The organism is Streptomyces sp. 3N207, from assembly GCF_052246355.1.
In the GTDB taxonomy this organism is placed as follows: Bacteria; Actinomycetota; Actinomycetes; order Streptomycetales; family Streptomycetaceae; genus Streptomyces.
Genome location: NZ_JBQQBV010000003.1, coordinates 66,374 through 86,335, shown reverse-complemented (window position 1 = coordinate 86,335; position 19,962 = coordinate 66,374). Strand labels below are relative to the sequence as shown.

The 19,962-nt window shown below is 70.7% G+C and carries 15 protein-coding genes; 10 read left to right on the top strand and 5 right to left on the bottom strand.

What is annotated here, in order from left to right:
• Window positions 1-113: 113 nt before the first annotated feature.
• A complete protein-coding gene (locus ACTWP9_RS05885; protein ID WP_443244914.1) occupies window positions 114-1,547 on the top strand; it encodes a gamma-aminobutyraldehyde dehydrogenase in 1,434 nt (477 codons plus the stop codon).
• An 88-nt stretch (window positions 1,548-1,635) separates the two neighbouring features.
• On the opposite strand, the gene ACTWP9_RS05880 is transcribed toward ACTWP9_RS05885, so the two are convergent.
• The 3 genes from ACTWP9_RS05880 to ACTWP9_RS05870 form a co-directional block, all read right to left on the bottom strand.
• The gene (locus ACTWP9_RS05880; RefSeq protein WP_443244913.1) at window positions 1,636-1,995 is read right to left on the bottom strand and encodes a zinc-ribbon domain-containing protein; all 360 of its coding nucleotides are present in this window, start codon (window positions 1,993-1,995) and stop codon (window positions 1,636-1,638) included.
• 74 nt (window positions 1,996-2,069) lie between these two features.
• The gene (locus tag ACTWP9_RS05875; protein WP_443244912.1) at window positions 2,070-2,822 is read right to left on the bottom strand and encodes a glycerophosphodiester phosphodiesterase; all 753 of its coding nucleotides are present in this window, start codon (window positions 2,820-2,822) and stop codon (window positions 2,070-2,072) included.
• On the bottom strand, window positions 2,819-3,856 hold the full coding sequence (locus ACTWP9_RS05870) for an adenosine deaminase (protein ID WP_443244911.1): 1,038 nt from the start codon (window positions 3,854-3,856) through the stop codon (window positions 2,819-2,821). Before ACTWP9_RS05870 ends, ACTWP9_RS05875 begins: the two co-directional genes overlap by 4 nt.
• Window positions 3,857-3,983: 127 nt before the next feature.
• Here ACTWP9_RS05870 and ACTWP9_RS05865 point away from each other — a divergent pair, with 127 nt between their 5' ends.
• From ACTWP9_RS05865 to ACTWP9_RS05835, 7 genes are all read left to right on the top strand, one after another.
• Window positions 3,984-4,589: a DUF4190 domain-containing protein gene (locus ACTWP9_RS05865; RefSeq protein WP_443244910.1), complete on the top strand. Its 606-nt coding sequence runs from the start codon at window positions 3,984-3,986 to the stop codon at window positions 4,587-4,589.
• A gap of 333 nt (window positions 4,590-4,922) precedes the next feature.
• Entirely contained in the window at window positions 4,923-6,446 is a 1,524-nt protein-coding gene (locus tag ACTWP9_RS05860) for a gamma-aminobutyraldehyde dehydrogenase (protein WP_443244909.1), read from the top strand.
• 102 nt (window positions 6,447-6,548) lie between these two features.
• Window positions 6,549-7,790, top strand: coding sequence for an ABC transporter substrate-binding protein (locus ACTWP9_RS05855; RefSeq protein WP_443244908.1), 1,242 nt, complete (start codon window positions 6,549-6,551; stop codon window positions 7,788-7,790).
• A 73-nt stretch (window positions 7,791-7,863) separates the two neighbouring features.
• Complete coding sequence (locus ACTWP9_RS05850; protein ID WP_443244907.1) at window positions 7,864-9,012, top strand: ABC transporter ATP-binding protein; 1,149 nt, start codon at window positions 7,864-7,866, stop codon at window positions 9,010-9,012.
• Complete coding sequence (locus ACTWP9_RS05845; protein ID WP_443244906.1) at window positions 9,009-9,980, top strand: ABC transporter permease; 972 nt, start codon at window positions 9,009-9,011, stop codon at window positions 9,978-9,980. The genes ACTWP9_RS05850 and ACTWP9_RS05845 overlap by 4 nt, the downstream gene beginning before the upstream one ends.
• Window positions 9,980-10,819, top strand: coding sequence for an ABC transporter permease (locus tag ACTWP9_RS05840; protein WP_443244905.1), 840 nt, complete (start codon window positions 9,980-9,982; stop codon window positions 10,817-10,819). Before ACTWP9_RS05845 ends, ACTWP9_RS05840 begins: the two co-directional genes overlap by 1 nt.
• 154 nt (window positions 10,820-10,973) lie before the next feature.
• Window positions 10,974-12,398 carry an NAD(P)/FAD-dependent oxidoreductase gene (locus ACTWP9_RS05835; RefSeq protein ID WP_443244904.1) on the top strand — a complete coding sequence of 475 codons (1,425 nt, stop codon included), beginning with the start codon at window positions 10,974-10,976 and terminating at the stop codon, window positions 12,396-12,398.
• Between the two features lie 56 nt (window positions 12,399-12,454).
• Here ACTWP9_RS05835 and ACTWP9_RS05830 read toward each other — a convergent pair whose 3' ends face one another.
• Window positions 12,455-13,045: a phosphatase PAP2 family protein gene (locus tag ACTWP9_RS05830; protein WP_443244903.1), complete on the bottom strand. Its 591-nt coding sequence runs from the start codon at window positions 13,043-13,045 to the stop codon at window positions 12,455-12,457.
• A gap of 504 nt (window positions 13,046-13,549) precedes the next feature.
• The gene (gabT, locus tag ACTWP9_RS05825) at window positions 13,550-14,908 is read right to left on the bottom strand and encodes a 4-aminobutyrate--2-oxoglutarate transaminase (protein ID WP_443244902.1); all 1,359 of its coding nucleotides are present in this window, start codon (window positions 14,906-14,908) and stop codon (window positions 13,550-13,552) included.
• A gap of 382 nt (window positions 14,909-15,290) precedes the next feature.
• On the opposite strand from gabT, the gene ACTWP9_RS05820 reads away from it, so the two are divergent.
• A complete protein-coding gene (locus ACTWP9_RS05820; protein ID WP_443244901.1) occupies window positions 15,291-17,552 on the top strand; it encodes an ATP-binding protein in 2,262 nt (753 codons plus the stop codon).
• A gap of 165 nt (window positions 17,553-17,717) precedes the next feature.
• Window positions 17,718-19,781, top strand: coding sequence for a PucR family transcriptional regulator ligand-binding domain-containing protein (locus tag ACTWP9_RS05815; protein ID WP_443244900.1), 2,064 nt, complete (start codon window positions 17,718-17,720; stop codon window positions 19,779-19,781).
• Window positions 19,782-19,962: the final 181 nt, after the last annotated feature.

Below are 19,962 nucleotides of genomic sequence, written 5' to 3'. Positions count from 1 at the left end.
GCTCACTTAAAACTGATTCCGTTGTTCGGCGACGTCAGGCGTATCGAAAACGTTGCTCGCCCGGTTAGGGTGGCAGTCTCACCCAATGGACAACGAAGCAGGAGGGGTGCGAAGTGACCACCGAGCTGCGTCGACTGCGCAACTACATCGACGGGGAGTTCAGGGACGCCGCTGACGGCCGGACCACCAAGGTGGTCAACCCGGCGACGGGTGAGGCGTACGCCACGGCACCGCTGTCCGGCGCCGCCGACGTCGACGCCGCGATGGCTGCGGCCGAGGCCGCCTTCCCCGCCTGGCGGGACGCCACGCCCGGCACCCGGCAGCAGGCCATCCTCAAGATCGCCGATGCCCTGGAGGCACGCGCCGACGAGCTGCTGGCCGCCGAGTGCGAGAACTGCGGCAAGCCGCTGGAGCTGACCCGGCAGGAAGAGCTGCCGATGATGCTGGACCAGATCCGCTTCTTCGCGGGTGCGGCCCGGATGCTGGACGGCAAGTCGGCCGGCGAGTACATGGAGGGCCTGACCTCCTTCGTACGGCGCGAGCCGATCGGGGTGTGCGCCCAGGTCGCGCCGTGGAACTACCCGGCCATGATGGCCGTGTGGAAGTTCGCCCCGGCCCTGGCGGCGGGCAACACCGTCGTGCTCAAGCCGTCGGACACCACCCCGGCCTCCACTGTCTTCATGGCCGAGGTGATGGGCGAGATCCTGCCCAAGGGTGTCTTCAACGTGGTGTGCGGCGACCGGGACACCGGCCGGCTGCTCGTCGAGCACAAGACCCCGGCGATGGCCTCGATCACCGGGTCGGTCCGGGCGGGCATGGAGGTCGCGGCCAGCGGCGCCAAGGACCTCAAGCGCGTCCACCTGGAGCTGGGCGGCAAGGCCCCCTGCGTGGTGTTCGACGACGCCGACATCCCGGCAGCCGTCGAGGGCATCAGGGACGGCGGCTTCTTCAACGCCGGGCAGGACTGTACGGCGGCCACCCGGGTGCTCGTCCAGGAAGGCGTCTACGAGGAGTTCGTGCAGGCGCTCGCCAAGGCCGCCGCCGAGGTCAAGACCGGTGACCTCAGCGACGAGGACTGCTTCTACGGCCCGCTGAACAACCCCACCCACCTGGAGAAGGTCGAGGGCTTCATCAACCGCCTTCCGGCACACGCCAAGGTCGAGGCGGGCGGCGAGCGGGTCGGCGACAAGGGCTACTTCTACGCGCCCACCGTCGTCTCCGGGCTCAAGCAGGACGACGAGATCATCCAGAACGAGGTCTTCGGCCCGGTGATCACCGTCCAGAAGTTCACCGACGAGGCGCAGGCGGTCGAGTGGGCCAACGACGTGGAGTACGCGCTGGCGTCATCGGTGTGGACGACCAGCCACGGCACCGCCATGCGGTTGTCCAAGGCGCTGGACTTCGGCTGCGTGTGGATCAACACCCACATCCCGCTCGTCGCCGAGATGCCGCACGGCGGCTTCAAGAAGTCCGGCTACGGCAAGGATCTGTCCACCTACGGCCTGGAGGACTACACGCGCGTCAAGCACGTGATGACGGCGCTGTGAGCCGACTCCCTCGCTGAGAGCAGATACGGATCGGGGCCCGCATCCCACCCGGGATGCGGGCCCCGTCGTACGGGCACGAGCCCTTGCCTCAGGACTGGTACGGGTTCTGCGGCTGTTGGCCCGCGAAGGGGTTCCCGCTCTGCGCGCCCGGCTGCTGCGGGACGCCGCCCATGCCCTGCCCCGGCGCCGGCTGCCCGGCCGGGGGCGCGCCCTGGCCCTGGGCCAGCATCTGTTCCGCGTTTTCCTTGGACACCTCGGACTGCGCCCCGCAGAAGGTGCACTGCAGCGAGTGCTTCGCAGGTGCGATCGGGAAGAGCGGGATGAAGAAGAGCGAGAACTTCGTCACGCGCTTACGCAGTGCGTGCGCGGCCGGGTTGCCACAGAAGCCGCAGAGCAGGTTCAGCATGGCCAGCTGCACCAGCTTGCTGCTGGTACCAAAAATGATCATGGCGGTTTCCATTCACCAGTGCGTAGACGAGCTCAGACGAGCCAATCACTCACTGATGCCCGCCGTAAGCCACTTCATGTAACAGCCCTGCCCCAACTCCGGCGGCCGGGCGGCGATTCCAGGGCGCTCACCAGCCGGGCGATGTGGTTGGTGGTGAGTGCGTCGACGCCCATGGCGGCGAGCCGGCGCATGGTGCGTACCCGGTCGACCGTCCACGCGGAGACCAGCCGTCCGTCGGCGTGTGCACGGGCGACCAGTTCCGGGGTGAGCAGCCCGAAACCGTAGTTGAGCCAGCGGGGTTGCAGCTCGTGGAGCAGGGTCGGCCGCACCGGCGCCGCGCGCTCCCAGGTGAGCGCCACCTCGGCGCCCGGCTCCGCGGCCCGCACCCGCCGCATCGCCTCCGCGCCGCCGCAGTAGTAGACGCGCTCCGCGGCGTCCGCCGCGCGCACCGCCGCGACCGTGGCCCGGGCAGCCGCGGGGTCGGGCAGATCGATCAGCGTACGGACGGAACGCGTGACCGCCAGCGTGTCGGCGAGCGAGGGCACGCCTCCCGCGAGGGTGGTCAGCCGCTCGTGGGTGAGCGCGGAGACGGCGGTGTCATGCCCCCACAGCCGCTCCAGCGTGCGGTCGTGCAGCACGACGGGAACTCCGTCCCGGGTGAGCCGTACGTCCAGCTCCACGGCATCGGCGCCGGCGGCCACGGCGGCGCGGAACGAGGGCAAGGTGTTCTCGCGCGCGGCGAAGGGTGCGCCCCGGTGCGCCACCGCGGCCGGTCTGCCGCGCGGGGGACCGGACGGTGCTGCCGTCCCGGCCGCGCCGGCGGTCACCTGGGGCGCTGCCAGTCGGCCAGGTAGGTGTCGATCTCCTCGCACAGCCGGGTCTTGCCCGCCTCGTCCAGGAAGGAGACCTTCACCGCGTTCCTGGCGAGCGTCGCGACGCCGGGCGCGTCCAGGCCCAGCAGCCGGGCCGCGATGCCGTACTCGGTGTTCAGGTCGGTGCCGAACATCGGCGGGTCGTCGCTGTTGACGGTGACCAGGACGCCCGCCTTGACCATCTCGCTGAGGGGATGGCCCTCCAGCGTCTCCACGGCCCGGGTCGCGATGTTCGAGGTGGGGCAGACCTCCAGCGGGATGCCGCGCTCGGCCAGGTGCTCCAGCAGCCGGGGGTCCTGGACGGCGCTGGTGCCGTGGCCGATGCGTTCGGCACGCAGCGAGGTGAGCGCGTCCCAGATGGTCTCCGGGCCCGTGGTCTCTCCCGCGTGCGGGACGCTGTGCAGCCCGGCGGCCAGCGCACGGTCGAAGTACGGCTTGAACTGCGGCCGGGGTACTCCGATCTCGGGTCCGCCCAGACCGAAGGAGACCAGCCCGTCCGGTGCCATCTCGGTGGCGATCCTGGTGGTCTCCTCCGCCGCCGCGAGACCCGCCTCGCCGGGGATGTCGAACGTCCAGCGCAGCACCACGCCCAGCTCCCGCTCGGCGGCCCGGCGGGCGTCCTCGATGGCCTCCAGGAAGGCGCCGTCCGGAATGCCGCGGCTCACGGAGCTGTAGGGAGTGACGGTCAGTTCCGCGTACCGGATCGACTGCCGCGCCATGTCCCGGGCGATCTCGTACGTCAGCAGACGCACGTCCTCGGCGTCCCTGATGAGGTCCACCACTGACAGATAGACCTGGATGAAGTGCGCGAAGTCGGTGAACGTGAAGTATTCGGAAAGCGCTTCGGGGTCGGTGGGTACCCCTGCCTCCGGATGCCGGGCGGCGAGCTCGGCCACGATCCGGGGCGAGGCGGAGCCGACGTGGTGCACGTGCAGCTCGGCCTTGGGCAGTCCTGCGATGAAGGCGGCCAGGTCGGAAGGGTGGGACAAGAGGGCCTCCGGCTGAGTTGCGGGTCCGGATCATCGTAGGCGTCCGCCGCCGGGAGCGGTGCCGGAGCTGCGCATAGCATGAAGGGCAGGGAACGGGAGGAAACGGGAGCAGAGGAGAGGGGACGCGATGGACAAGGGGGCAGGGCAGCTGCCGCCTGCCGGAGCGCCCGGGCAGGCGAGCTGGGGGAACGGCAACGACCCGGGGGGCGAGATGCCGCCCCCGATACCGCCGGCGCCGGACGGGCCGGGCCGCCCCTACGGCGCACAGCCACCACCCGGATACGGCCCGCAGGGCGGCCAGGCCGGGTACGGCGGTCACAGTGGCTACGGCGGCTACGGTGCCGGGGCGTACGCGCCGTACGGATACAGATGGCAGGGGCCGCCTCCGCCGGTCGGCAAGTCCGTGGCGGCCATGGTGGTGGGCATCGCCAGCGTGGTGCTGGTCGTCACCTGCTGGGGCAGCTTCCTCGCGGTGTTCTCCTCCGTCGTCGCGCTGTGCCTGGGCGTCAGCGCCCGGCGCGGAGTGGGGCGTGGGGAGCTGGGCGGCAGCGGACAGGCGACGGCCGGATTCGTCCTCGGCATCGTCGGGCTGGTGCTTTCGGTGATCGTCAGCACGTTGCTGGTCCTCAGTCTGACGGTCTGGTCGGACGACTCCGGAAGCGGCTCGGGCGGCGACAGCGGTGACTCCTACAACGCCCAGAGCTCGCACGTTCCGGTCCTGCCGGCCGACTGAACGCATCCTCGGTGCACGACAGTTGACATAAGGGCGGCCCTCCCGCGGATGTGGGAGGGCCGCCCCTTCGTGTGTGCCGCACAGGTACGCCCGTCGTGCCGCACAGGGGATCTTCCGTCGTGCCGCGCAGGGCTCTCCCATCGTGAGGCGAAATCCGCGCCGGGGTATCGATTCCGTGGCGTAATCAAAAGATAACTACGGAATCCCTTGTTGGATGGTGGAACCCCTGCCAGGATCGGCTGTCAACAGCGGCCTGGGCTACGGCGCCGAATCGGACGACCGTGCCCTGAGGCTGCCGCAGTACGCCGCATGCCGTAGTGGTCAGGAGTCCCGATGGTCCAGCGCTTCGATGTGTCCGAACGGTTCGCCGCGGGCGCCCAGTACGTCGCGGGCAGGCTCGGGCCCGGCACCTCGGGCCGCTCGCACGCGGTCGTGGACCCCGCGACCGGCGAGGAGATCTACGCCTTCGAGCTGGCGAGCGCCGCCGACGTCGACACCGCCGTCCGCGCGGCCGACGAAGCCCTCCCCGGCTGGGCGGGTGCCACCCCCGCCGAGCGCTCCGAGGCCATGCACAGCTGGGCGGCCCGGCTGACGGAGCTGACGGACGAGTTCGTGTACGCCGAGTCGCTCCAGTGCGGCAAGCCGCTCAAGCTCTCCGCCGAGTTCGATGTGCCCGGCTCCTTCGACAACGTCGCCTTCTTCGCGGGCGCTGCACGCCACCTCACCGGCGCCGCGGCAGCCGAGTACAGCGGCGAGCACACCTCGGCCGTCCGCCGCGAACCGCTCGGCGTCATCGGCTCCATCGCCCCATGGAACTACCCGCTCCAGATGGCGGCCTGGAAGATCCTCCCGGCCGTGGCGGCCGGCAACACCATCGTCCTCAAGCCCTCCGAGCTCACCCCCTTGACCTCACTGATGTTCGCGCAGGCCGCGCACGAGGCAGGCATCCCGGCCGGCGTCATCAACATCGTCACGGGAGCAGGCCGGGACGCGGGCGAGGCGCTGGTCGCCCACCCAAGCGTCGCCATGACCTCGTTCACCGGCTCCACCGCCGTCGGCAGGCGGGTGGCCGAGATCGCCACCACCGCTTCCCGGCCCGCCAAGCGCCTCCACCTCGAACTGGGCGGCAAGGCCCCCTTCCTGGTGTTCGACGACGCCGACCTGGAGGCCGCGGCACACGGCGCGGTCGCGGGCGCGCTGATCAACACCGGCCAGGACTGCACCGCAGCGACCCGCGCCTATGTCCAGCGTCCGCTCTACGACGCGTTCGTGCGGGCCGTCTCCGACCTGATGGACGGGGTGCGCGTCGGTGACCCGTTCGCCGACGGGACGGACCTGGGGCCGCTGATCTCCCATGCGCAGCGCGACCGGGTGGCCGGCTTCGTGGACCGGGCCCGCTCCTACGCCACCGTCGTCACCGGTGGTCAGGTACCCGGCGGAGAGCTCGCCAAGGGCGCGTACTACCGGCCGACGCTCATCACCGACGCGCCGCAGGACAGCGAGGTCGTCCAGCAGGAGATCTTCGGCCCCGTCCTCGTCGTCCTGCCCTTCGACACCGACGACGAGGGCATCGCGCTGGCCAACGACACCCCCTACGGACTCGCCGCCTCCGCCTGGAGCCGCTCCGTCTTCCGGACCGGACGCGCAGCGCGGGAGCTCCAGGCCGGGTGCGTATGGCTCAACGACCACATCCCGATCATCAGCGAGATGCCGCACGGCGGCTACAAGGCGTCCGGCTACGGCAAGGACATGTCCGCCTATTCCTTCGAGGAGTACACGCAGATCAAGCACGTCATGTCGGAGACGACCGGTGTCGTGCGCAAGGACTGGCATCGCACGGTCTTCGGCGACCGCTGAGGGCCCGTACGTACGACCCCGCCGTACCCCCGTCCCCTCCTCCGCACAACCCCCCCACCCCCGCACCCCTTCCCCGTTCTCCTTCCAGGAAGGCGGTCCCCCATGGACCTGTACGAAGGACTGCCGGAGCCCGTCGCCAAGGCGTGGGAACGCGGTCTGACCACTGGCCGCGCCGCGATGTCGCGGCGCAGGCTGCTGCGCGCCGCGTCCCTCACCGCGGCCGGCTCCGCCCTCGCCGCCTGCGGAATCCCGCCCGCGGCCGGCAGCAAGGGCGGCGAGGCCCCCGAGGACACCCCCGACCACTCCCGAGCGGAGAAGGTCCTCAACTTCGCCAACTGGCCGCTCTACATCGACGTCGACGAGAAGAACAAGAAGAAGCGCCCCACGCTCGACCGCTTCGAACGCGAGAGCGGCATCAAGGTCAAGTACGTCGAGGACATCAACGACAACAACGAGTTCTACGGCAAGATCAAGCCGCAGCTCGCAGCAGGCCAGGACACCGGCCGTGACCTGGTGTGTCTGTCCGACTGGATGGCCGGCCGCGTCATCCGGCAGGGCTGGGCGCAACGCCTGGACCCGGCCAACCTGCCGCACGCCGTCACCAATCTCGAAGACCGCTTCCGCGCCGCGGCGCACGATCCCGGGCGGCAGTACAGCTACCCGTGGGCGGGCACGGCCTGCATCGTCGCGTACAACAAGAAGGCCACCAAGGGGAAGAAGGTCACCAGCGTCACGCAGCTGCTGGAGGACGAGTCCCTCAAGGGCCGGATATCCATGCTGACGGAGATGACCGACACCATCGGGCTGACCATGCTCGACATGGGGGTCGACTCCGAGCGCTTCTCGGAGGACGACTTCAACGCGGCCATCGCCCGTATCCAGAAGGCCGTCGACCGCAAACAGCTCCGCCGCTTCAGCGGCAACGACTACATGGACGAGCTCAACTCCGGCGACATCGCCGCCTGTCTGGCCTGGGCAGGTGACGTGGTGCAGCTCCAGCTCGACAACCCCGATGTCGAGTTCGCCGTCCCCGAGCGCGGCTACCTCTTCGGTACGGACGACCTGCTTGTACCCGCCAAGGCCCGGCACCGCAGCAACGCCGAGGCGCTGATCGACTACTACTACCAGCCCAAGGTGGCCGCCGAGCTGGCCGCGTGGGTGAACTACATCTGCCCGGTCTCCGGCGCCAAGGCCGAGATGGAGAAGATCGACAAGGAGCTGGCCGAGGCTCCGCTGATCTTCCCGGACGAGCGGATGATCGCCAAGGGCAAGAACTTCCGGCCGATGAGCGCCAAGGAAGAAGCACGGTACGAGGAGAAGTTCTCCAAGCTCATCGGGGCCTGAGCCGCCCGCGTCCCTGCCCGCCGGGCCCGTTCCCCTCGACTGTGGGACCGGCCCGCCTCCCCGAGGACCGGCCATGACCATCACTCTTTCCGGTATAGCCAAGACCTTCGGCGACTTCACCGCCGTCCATCCGCTCGATCTCACCATCCCCGAGGGCTCGTTCTTCGCCCTGCTGGGCGCCTCCGGCTGCGGCAAAACGACCACGCTGCGCATGATCGCGGGGCTGGAGGAACCGACCTCCGGCAGCATTCTGCTGGGTGACGACGACATCACTCATCTCCCGCCCCACAAGCGCCCCGTCAACACCGTCTTCCAGAACTACGCACTCTTCCCACATCTGGACGTCACCGAGAACATCGCCTTCGGGCTGCGCCGCCGCGGGGTGAAATCGGTGCGCAAGCAGGTCGAGGAAATGCTCGACCTCGTCCAGCTGGGCGACATGGCCCGCCGCAAGCCACGCCAGCTCTCCGGCGGCCAGCAGCAGCGCGTCGCCCTCGCCCGCGCGCTGATCAACCGTCCCCAGGTGCTCCTCCTCGACGAGCCGCTGGGCGCCCTCGACCTCAAGCTGCGTCGCCAGATGCAGCTCGAACTCAAGCGCATCCAGACCGAGGTCGGCATCACCTTCGTGCACGTCACCCACGACCAGGAAGAAGCCATGACGATGGCCGACAGCGTCGCGGTGATGTACGGCGGGCGCGTCGAACAGCTGGGGCCGCCCGCCGAGCTGTACGAGAACCCCCGCTCGACGTTCGTCGCCAACTTCCTGGGCACCTCGAACCTGATCGAGGCGGAGGTGGTCGCGCAGGACGCCGCCGAACCGGCTCAGGTACGGGTCCAGGTGGTGGGCACCGACGCCACCCTGCGGCTGCCGACCGCCCGCTGCGCCGTCGATGAAGTCGACGCGGGCACAAAGGTGCTGGTCGGCGTGCGGCCGGAGAAGATCTCCCTCACCCACACCGACGAAGCGGACACCGTCCCCCAGGGCGTTCCCGAGGACCACAACCGGCTCACCGGCCGCATCACGGACGCCAGCTATCTGGGAGTCTCCTGGCAGTACCTCGTCGAGACCCCGACCGGCACCGGACTCACCGTCTACGAGCAGAACGTGGCACGCGACAGCAGGCTCACGCCGGGCTCCCATGTCGTACTGCACTGGCGGCCGGCGCACACCTTCGCGCTGGACGCGGCCCAGGACGCGGCGGCGGGCGAGGAGGCCGTATGACAGCCGTAGCCCCTCTCTCGCCCTCGGGGCCCGCGTCGTCCGACGCGGCTCCCGGCACGGGGACGTCCCCTGACGGCGCGGCCACCGGCCAGGGCGCCGGACGGGAGCGCCGCAGGCTGACGCCGTACTGGCTGCTGCTGCCCGCCGGGCTCTGGCTCGCCGTCTTCTTCGTCGCCCCGCTCTTCTACCAGGCGTCCACCTCCGTGCAGAGCGGCTCGCTGGAGGAGGGCTTCCGCGTCACCTGGCAGTTCTCGAACTACACCGAAGCGCTGGGGACCTACGGCGAACACTTCGTCCGCTCGTTCGGATACGCGGCCGTCGCGACGGCGTTGTGCCTGCTCATCGGCTACCCGCTCGCCTACATGATCGCCGTACGCGCCGGCCGGTGGCGCAACCTTCTGCTGGTGATGGTGATCGCCCCGTTCTTCACCAGCTTCCTCATCCGCACCCTGGCCTGGAAGACGATCCTCTCCGACGGCGGCCCGGTGGTCGGCGTCCTCAGCTCCCTGCACATCCTCGATGTGACCAGCTGGCTGGGGCTGACCGGAGACGAGCGCGTGCTGGCCACTCCGCTGGCGGTGGTCTGCGGCCTGACCTACAACTTCCTCCCGTTCATGATCCTGCCGCTCTACAGCTCGCTGGAACGGATCGACACCTCGCTGCTCGAGGCCGCCCGCGATCTGTACGCCAAGCCCGCGACGGCGTTCCGGAAGGTGACCTTCCCGCTCTCGCTGCCCGGCGTGGTGGCCGGCACGCTGCTCACCTTCATCCCGGCGTCCGGCGACTACATCAACGCCCAGCTGCTGGGCTCGCCCAACGAGCAGATGGTCGGCAACGCCATCCAGAAGCAGTTCCTCAACGTCCTCGACTACCCGACGGCGGCAGCGATGTCCTTCATCCTGATGGCGCTCATCCTGATCATGGTCAGTGTCTATATGCGCAAGGCGGGAACGGAGGAGCTGGTCTGATGTCCACCACCGCCCAATCCCCCTCCCGCTCCCGCTCGCTGGGCTCGCCGGTGCGCTGGCTGCGCAGGAACGCCGTCGTGCTGATGGGGTGCCTGGCCCTGGCGTATCTGCTGGTGCCCAACCTGGTCGTCCTGCTGTTCTCCTTCAACAAGCCCGCCGGCCGGTTCAACTACGCCTGGCGCGCGTTCTCGACCGACGCCTGGACCGACCCCTGCGGCGTCGCGGACATGTGCGGATCGCTGGGACTCAGCCTCCGGATCGCGGTGCTGTCCACGCTGATCGCCACGGCGTTCGGTACGTTCGCGGCCTTCGCGCTGGCCCGCTACCGCTTCCGGGGCAAGAGCACCACCAACGCGCTGATCTTCCTCCCGATGGCCATGCCCGAGGTCGTGATGGGCGCCTCGCTCGGCACGCTCTTTCTCAACACGCGCATTCAGTTCGGGTTCGTGACGATCCTGATCGCGCACGTCATGTTCTGTCTGAGCTTTGTCGTGGTCGCCGTCAAAGCGCGCGTGATGAGCATGGATCCCCGACTCGAAGAGGCCGCACGTGATCTGTATGCCGGGCCCTTCCAGACGTTCTGGCGGGTGACGCTGCCGCTGGCGGCGCCAGGCATAGCCGCCGGCGCCATGCTCAGCTTCGCCCTGTCGTTCGACGACTTCATCATCACCCAGTTCAACGCGGGCCCCTCGACGCTGACCTTCCCCATGTTCGTCTGGGGCGCGGCGCAGCGCGGGGTGCCGGTGCAGGTCAATGTGATCGGCTCGGCGATGTTCGTGCTGGCGCTCGCCATCGTGCTGGGAGGGCAGATCGCGGCCAACCGCCGCAAGAAGTCCTGAGCGCGGGCGGGATCCCTCTGCCGCCGCTGTCATTCCCCCGTACTTGTACGCCCGCATTCCCCGGGTCATCCGCGTACAACTGCGTTCGTCTGCATACATCCGCGTACATCCGAGTACCCCTCGTACAACCGTGTGCAACAAGGAGCCGATAACCGTGAGCGATGTTGTGGCCTCCGATGCTGCCCTCCGCTCCCTCGCCGACGCCCGGCCGAGCCCCTTCTGGCTGGACGACCCCGACCACCGCCCCGCGGCCTGCCCGGCGCTCGTCGGTGACGAAAGCTGCGACCTGCTCGTCGTAGGAGGCGGCTACAGCGGACTGTGGACCGCGCTCGTAGCCAAGGAGCGCGATCCCGGGCGCGATGTGGTGCTCGTCGAGGGCGAGGAGGTCGGCTGGGCCGCCTCGGGGCGCAACGGCGGCTTCTGCGCCGCCTCGCTCACCCACGGCTTCGGCAACGGCCGCTCCCGCTGGCCGGACGAACTCGCGGAGCTCGAACGGCTGGGCCTGCGGAACCTGGACGCCATCGAGGAAGTCGTCGCCCGCTACGGCATCGACTGCGACTTCGAACGCACCGGTGAGATCGCCGTGGCCACCGAACCCCACCAGGTGGCCGAGCTGGAGGAGTGGGCGCAGCAGGCCCGAGACCTCGGCGTGGGCGAGGGGCTGACGCTGCTGGACCGCGACGCGGTGCGCGCCGAAGCCGACTCCCCGACCTTTCTGGCCGGGCTCTGGGACCGTACGGGCGTGGCCATGGTCAACCCCGCACGGCTCGCCTGGGGCCTCAAGCGCGCCTGCGAACAGGCCGGCGTACGCATCTACGAGCACACCCTGGCCACCCGGCTGGGCACCCGCGGCTCCGAGATCGCCGTCGCCACCCCGTACGGCCGGGTGTACGCCCGGCACATCGCCCTCGGCACCAACGCCTTCCCGTCCCTGCTGCGCCGGGTGCGGCACTACATCGCCCCCGTCTACGACTACGCCCTGATGACGGAGCCGCTCAGCGAGGAGCAGCGGGCCGCGATCGGCTGGCACAACCGCCAAGGGCTCAGCGACAGCGCCAACCACTTCCACTACTTCCGCATCACCGCCGACAACCGCATTCTGTGGGGCGGCTACGACGTCCTCTACCACTACGGCAGCCGCATCTCCCGCGACTACCACCAGCGTCCCGAGACCTTCGCCAAGCTCGCCCGGCACTTCTTCCGCTGCTTCCCGCAGTTGGAGGGGCTCCGCTTCAGTCACAACTGGGGCGGCGTCATCGACACCTGCTCCCGCTTCTCCCCCTTCTTCGGCACCGCCATGGACGGCCGCGTCAGCTACGCGGCCGGCTTCACCGGGCTGGGTGTCGGTGCCAGCCGCTTCGGCGCCGAGGTCATGCTCGACCTGCTCGCGGGCGAACGGACGGAACGCACCGCGCTGGAGATGGTGCGCAAGAAGCCGCTCCCCTTCCCCCCGGAGCCGGTGCGCTGGGCCGGGATCGGCCTCACCCAATGGTCGCTGGCCCGCTCCGACGCCCAGGCCGGACGGCGCAACCTGTGGCTGAAGGCGATGGACAAGGTGGGGATGGGCTTCGACAGCTGACCAGCCGAGCGGCCGAGCGGCCGACGTGCTGACTTGTCTGACGTGTTGACGCGTGGTCATTCGGCGGGTGTACGGCGGCCGGTGGCGGCGGCCCAGGCCGCGGACAGCAGCAGCACGCCGAGGCACCAGCCCGCCACCACGTCCAACGGCCAGTGGTACCCCCGCCACACCAGGCCGAGCCCGTTGCCGGTGACGAGTACGGCGACGATTGCGGTGACGAGCATCCACGCCGGTGACCCGGCAGCGCGGGAGAGCCCACCGCAGAGGAGCAGCAGCGCACCGCCGAGCGCCACCGCCGTGGTGGCCGCATGCCCCGACGGGAAGTAACCCTCCCCGCCCAGCGGGCCGGTGCGGTCCGTCCACACCTTCAAGCCCGTCACCAGCGGCGCCATCAGCCCCATGGCCACCGCATAACAGAGCACCGGCCGCCGACCGCGGCCCCGCCGGCGCAGCAGGGAGAGTGCCATCGCGGCGGCCAGGATCGGCAGAGCCACCTCCATGTTGCCCAGGTCCGACAGCGCCTCGGCGAGCGCCCGGGGCGGTGCCGCACGACGCATGTCCGTACCCAGATCCTCGTCCCAGCCGATCAGCATGCCCCTGGTGAGCACCTGCCAGATGGTCAGCACCAGGACGAGACCGCACAGCAAGCAGGCCCACAGTGTGGGCGCAGAACGGGGCGTGACGCGTACGGAACCGGTCGTGGACGTGGCCGGCCGCCCGGGAACCGGGGGGACAGTTCCGGGGCGGCCGCGTCGACCGGGTTTCCGCGGGTCCCGGGGGGTGTGGGACAAGCGGCTATCCGATCGGTGAGGAACGTGCGCGAGGGCACGACCGGGCCTGTCTTGGGGAGAGACCGGCTCGGGCCGGGACGCTGGAGGTGGCCCTCCGTATTTCCCGGCAACTGAGGAAACCGTACGGCAGCCGGAGGGGGCCCGACAGGCGCATTACGTACCGAACATCGGCCCCGCACACATTCTTCACCGGTACCGCTCCCATGCTGGTCACCGCCCACCTGGGACCGCGCTCGGGCGGTGTGCGCGCCCCCTGTCGCGACCCCACGCTACAGGCCCCGGAACGCGAAAGTGCGGGCGCCGGAACGCCCGCACTCGCGTGGAAAGAGCTCGCCAGAGCCCCGTCGTGCTCTCGGAGGGTCACAGACCGGTGATGGCCTCTTCCAGGACGTCGAGGCCCTCGTTGAGCAGCTCCTCGCCGATGACCAGCGGCGGCAGGAAGCGCACGACGTTGCCGTAGGTGCCGGTCGTCAGGACGAGCAGGCCCTGCTGGTGGCACGCCTTGGCGAGCGCCGCGGTGGCCTCCGGGTTGGGCTCCTTGCCACCCGGCTTCACCAGTTCGATGGCGAGCATGGCGCCCCGGCCGCGCACGTCGCCGATGATGTCGGACTTCTCCGCCAGCTTCTCCAGCCGCGGCTTCATGATCTCCTCGATGCGCCGGGCCTTGGCGGGCAGGTCCAGCTCACGCATCGTCTCGATGGAGCCGAGCGCCGCTGCGCAGGCCACCGGGTTGCCGCCGTAGGTGCCGCCCAGGCCGCCGCTGTGCGCGGAGTCCATGATGTCGGCCCGGCCGGTGACGGCGGCGAGCGGCAGACCGCCCGCGATACCCTTCGCGGTGGTGATCAGGTCCGGGACGAGACCCTCGTCCTCGCAGGCGAACCACTGGCCCGTACGGCAGAAGCCGGACTGGATCTCGTCCGCGACGAAGACGATTCCGTTGTCCCGCGCGAACTGCTGGATCCGCGGCAGAAAGCCCTTGGCCGGGACGATGAACCCGCCCTCGCCCAGCACCGGTTCGATGATGATGGCCGCGACGTTGTCCGGCCCGATCTGCTTGGTGATCTGGTCGATCGCCTGGGCCGCGGCCTCCTCGGCGCAGTTCTCCGGGCCGGTCAGCCAGCGGTAGGGGTAGGCGACCGGGACGCGGTACACCTCGGGGGCGAACGGGCCGAAGCTGTGCTTGTACGGCATGTTCTTCGAGGTGAGCGCCATCGTCAGGTTGGTGCGGCCGTGGTAGCCGTGGTCGAAGACCACGACCGCCTGGCGTCCGGTGTGCGCTCGAGCGATCTTGACGGCGTTCTCCACGGCCTCGGCGCCCGAGTTGAACAGCGCGCTCTTCTTGTCGTGGTCGCCCGGCGTGACCTTGGCCAGCTCCTCACAGACCTGCACGTACGGCTCGTAGGGGACGACCATCGCACAGGTGTGGGTGAAGTCGTTGAGCTGCTCGGTCGCTCGGCGTACCACTGCCTCCGCGCTGTTGCCGACGGAGGTCACGGCGATGCCGGAGCCGAAGTCGATGAACGAGTTGCCGTCCACGTCCTCCAGGACGCCGCCGCCGGCCCGCCGTGCGAAGACCGGCAGCACCGTCCCGATGCCGTGGGCGACCGATGCCTGCTTGCGGGCCATCAGCTCCTGCGACTTGGGCCCGGGGACGGCGGTGACGACCCGCCGCTCCTGGGGGAGGGCAGGCCCTCCGGACAGTTCTGTCTTTCCGGTCATAGCGCACTCCTCGGGAGGAACGGGGGTCTGGCACTTCGCAGGCTAGGGGCACGCGCGCGGACGACACATGCACCGCTCCGGAGAAGTGCCACCCGCGTGTTGGCCACTACGGATATAGGCGCCCGGGTACCCGTCCGGCGGGGCACGTCCACCTTGTGGCGCTGTGGCCTGTGCCCTGTGGCTTGCCTGGGGCCTGCCTGTGGCCATGTGGCTTACCTTCCCGCCATCCTCACGCGCCCCATGGCGCCCCTGTTTCCGGTCGTCCCGGAGGACCGGACCGCGACCACGGGCCAACTGACATGGTCGGCCGCTAGATTGGGTGCAGGAGGGTGTCGGCCCGGCAGGGCCGACACGTCGGGGCGTCAGGGAGCTGAGGCAGCACATGGACATGGGGCTTCCCCACCGGAAGCAGGGCACAGGCAGCACGCACCACACTGCCCCCACCCCGACCAGCCATCCCCCGGCGCCGCCCGCGCCCTCCACGCCGTCCACCCCCTTGCCGCCACCGCCCGGCGGGAGCGGCAGCATTCCCGCCGCGCGCGGAGTGGAGGCAGCACCGCCGCCCATGCCGCCGAGCGCTCCCCAGGCCGGCCCCCCGCTGGCCGACTGGCTGCGGCTGCCCCGCCCGGAGGCCGCGCCGGGCATCTGGCGCTGCGGCTACACACCGCGCCCCCCGGACGACCCCGACCGCATCCCGGCCCGGCAACTGGTCAGCGGAGCTCTTATCTCGTTCCTGATGGGGTGGTTGTTGTGGTCGCTGCTGGATAATGGCTATTTGGGCGACTACTGGCTGTGGCCCTTGCTTGCGTTGACTCCCAAATCATGGAGGGAGTCGGGCAGCATGCTTTTCGCTGTGGCCGACTGGATCTATTCCACAGGAGTGTTCATCGGCCTCGCCATCTTCTTCGGCCGCGTCGGCCGCTGGGACGAGCTCGCCCGTCGGGTCTGGGCGCGGATGAAGGGCGAGGGTGGCCGGCGGTCGGGCGGGTTCGTACCGGACGGGGTGGCGGCAGCCCCCGCGCAGGCGCCGACCCCCGCGCCTCCGCCGCACCTCGACCCCGTCCAGTGGCCGGAGCTGCGGGCCGGGGGAGCGGGTGAGGCGGCGGAGAAGCTGGCGGAGGAGTTGCAGGCCGGGAGGATGACGGATGTCGACCATGCCCGGATCGACCGGGCGTGGCAGACGGTGCGGGCGAGGCCGCAGCGGCTGGAGGCATTCGTTGCAGGCGTCCTCACGGAAGGCGCGGCCGCGTGCGGGCATCCGTCGGGCGCCCGGGACCTGACGGTGCGGGCTGCTCGGCACGATCTGTCGCTGCGCCAGGTCCGTATCGGCAGGGCGGCCGACACCGAGCGCAATCCGCACGAGTACCGGGGCGCGGGCGTCGCGCTGGAGCCCTCCCTTCTGGGTACGTCGGCGCTGGCTGTGGGGCCGCCGGGGACGGGTAAGACGAGCAAGCTGGCCCGCCCGGTGGTGGAGTCGCTCTGTCTCCAGGCGCTGGCCGGACAGGCAGCCGTGATCGCGGTGAGCCCGGCGGGCTCGCACTTCGTGCCCGACGAGTCGTTCGACCTCGTCATCCGGCTCGGGCACCCCGGCTCCACCCACGATCTGGACCCCTACGGCGGTACGAGTGACCCGGACGAGGCCGCCGGAATGCTCGCCGAGGCGCTGGTGGGGGACCTGGCGGCGACGCTGCCAGGGGGCGACAGCCGGCGTGCTGCGACGTCGCTGGCCCAGCTGATCGGCCCGTTCGCCGTGGTGCACGGCCGTTTCCCCACCGTTCCCGAGCTGCGCGAGCTGCTGGACGGTGCTCCCGGAGCCCTCGATGCGCTGCGGGAAGCGCTGCGCGCCGACGGGCAGCAGAGCCAGCTCCGCGAGCTCGACGCCTTCGAGCGCCAGTCCGGGCGGGCGGGGGATGTCGCAGCGCTGTTGGCGGACCGGATCGCGCTGCTGGACAGGCCCGCGTTCGCCGATTTCTTCCTGCCGGAGGGCAGCCCCAAGGCGGAGGGGCGGCGTCCGTTCTCGCTGCGGGCGCTCGAACATCCGCTGCGGGTCCGGATCGATCTCCCGGAGCGGGGCCACGCGGAGGCGTCGCGCATTCTGGCCCGGCTGATTCTGGCGCAGTTCACCGAGTGTGCGGTCGCGCGCGCGGACCAGTCGCTGTTCGCCTGCCTGGTGCTGGACGACGCCGCCCAGACCGTCACTCCGCAGGCACTGCGCGGCCTCCAGCGGCTGCGCTCGGTGCACGCCGGCGTACTGCTGACGCTGCGGGCGCTGGACGACGTACCCGAGCCGCTCCGCGGTCCGCTGCTGGGCGCCGTGGGCTGCCGGATGGTGTGCGCCGGGGTCACACCGTGGGACGCCGAGCGGTTCGCCGAGGTGTGGGGCACCGAATGGGTACAGACCCGCACGGTCACCAACCGGCAGCTGGTCTCGGACGAGCCCGTCACCCGTGTCCTGCACGCGGTGCGGCGACTGGCGACCGGCAAGCATGTGACAGCCGAGTCGGTGACCGTACGCAGCGAGCAGCGGGAGCGCTGGTCGGCCTCCGATCTGGCCAACGAACTGCAGCCGGAGCACGCGGTGCTCTCCGTGACCACGGTGCGCGGGGAGCGTACGCCGCCGATCCTGACAAAGCTGGGGGAGTGACCCCGGCCCGGAGCCGGCGTGCCGAGAGCCGTTGCCTCGGGAGCCGTCGCCTCGGGAGCCGGCCGGGGCTGGTCCACCAGGGCCGGCGGGCACATGCGCCGTCGGAACGGTCCCCCATATCTGAGGGACCGAATACGCGCCGACGGCTGTACCGTGAAGTGCGTTATGCCACCGACTCTTGCCGCGCTTGTCCAGAACTCCGCGCTCCGCCTCTCCGTGCTCGCCGGGCACGACCGGCTGGACGCCGTCGTGCGCTGGGCGCACGCCAGCGAGCTTGCCGACCCGACGCCGTACATGGACGGTGGGGAGCTCATCCTCTTCACGGGCCTCAAGCTGGACGCGGACGACCCCGAGGCGATGCGCGCCTATGTGGAGAAGCTGGTCAGCAAGGGCGTGACTGGGCTCGGTTTCGCGTCGGCCGTCAACTACGAGGGCGTGCCGCAGGCCCTCGTCGACGCCTGCCGGGAAGCGGATCTCCCGCTGCTCGAGGTCCCCAGACGTACCCCCTTCATCGCGATCAGCAAAGCGGTCTCCGCGGACATCGCCGCCGAGCAGTACCGCGCGGTGACCGCCGGGTTCGACGCGCAGCGTGAGATGACCCGAGCCGCGCTCTCCCGTGAGGGCCCCTCCGCGTTGCTCGCCCGGCTGGCCTCGCAGGTCGACGGGTGGGCCGCGCTCTACGACGCCTCCGGCTCGGTCGTCGCCACGGCTCCGGCCTGGGCGGTGCGCAGGGCAGCCCGTTTCGTCGCCGACGCCGAGCGGCTGCGGGACCGGCCCGCGCCCGCCAGCGCGGTGGTCAGCGAGGCGGATGCCGGGGACGACCGGGTGGAACTCCAGTCGATCGGCAGCGGCAGACGCGCCAAGGCGGTGCTGGCGGTCGGTACGGCAGCACCGCTCGGTACGGCCGAGCGGTACGCCGTGAACTCGGCCATCGCCCTGCTGACTCTCACCATGGAGCGCTCACGGGCGCTGCAGGAGGCCGAGCAGCGGCTGGGCGCTGCGGTGCTCAAGATGCTGCTCGTCGGCGAGGGCGACCACGCGCGTGCCGTGGCCGGACAGCTCTACGGCGGACTGCTGGACGCCCCGATGCGGGTGATCGTCGCCGAACCGGCCTCGGCCGCGGCGGCGCGCTTCGCGCAGGAGGGCATCACCGCGGTGCATACGGCCCAGGCAGCGCAGGCGTCCGGGGCGCCCTCGGTGCCTGCCGCGGCCGGTGCGCGCCCCTCGCCGCAGCCGCGCAGCGGCTATCTGGCCCGTGCGGGCGAGCCGTGCGGGCTGGCCGACCTCGCCGCGACGACCGGCGGGCCGGCAACCGTCACCGCTTCCCTGGAGGCCGGGACGCCAGCCGGGCCGAGGCTGTCCGGCAAACCGTCTGCCGGGAAGCCGTCCGCCAAGTCGTCCGCGGTGAAGCAGCCCGCTGCGAAGTCCTCCGGGCCGCAGTCGCCGGCCGCGAAGTCGTCGGCCACGCAGACCTCCGCACCGCAGTCGTCCGCCACCGTCCCCTCCGTCTCAGCTGTCACCTCCGGGGCGTCGGCGACCTCCGGTGTGGTGGTCGGCGCGGGCAGCGGTCCGCAGGCCGAGGGCACCGACACGGGACGGCTGGGCCGGATCGTCTGGCCGTTGGAAGAACTGGCCGACGCGATAGAGACCGCAGCCGCGCGCAACGGTGAGGCGGTGCTCGTGGTGCCCGACGGGGCGCGGCTGGTGGTGCTCGCCTCGGACGGTGGCGCAGCGGCGGCCGCGTGCGCCGAGTTCGGCTCGACGGCGTCCGCCGCGCAGCCCGGCCGACGCCCCGGTGGGGGCGGCGAGGAGGGGCTGGCGATAGGCGTCTCCGCGCCCGTGGGGCTGTCCGCGGCTGCCGTCGCCTTCAAGCAGGCCGACCAGGCGCTGTCCGTCGCCAGACGGCGCGGAGTGGCCCTCGTGGAGCACGAGGATGTCGCGGCCGGGTCGGTACTGCCGCTGCTGGCCGACGACGCTGTCCGCGCCTTCGCCGACGGACTGCTGCGTGCCCTGCGGGAGCACGACGCGAACGGCAGGGGCGACCTGGTGGCCTCGCTGCGGGCCTGGCTGTCCCGGCACGGCCAGTGGGACGCTGCCGCCGCCGAGCTCGGTGTGCACCGTCACACGCTGCGGTACCGCATGCGCCGGGTGGAGGAGATCCTGGGCCGCTCCCTCGACGACCCGGACGTGCGCATGGAGCTGTGGCTGGCTCTCAAGGCCACCAGCTGAGACCCCGTAGGGGACAAGCGCGCACGACAGGGCAGGTCCCGGCACGCACGGCGCGGCAACGGACAGCACCCCGCGGAGGAATCGCGTCCCGGGCGTACGGGGACAAGCCGTACAGCGACAATTCGTAGCACGGCGCCGTGCAAGTGCTACACCCCGGCAAAGAAGCGGAAGGGCTTCGACG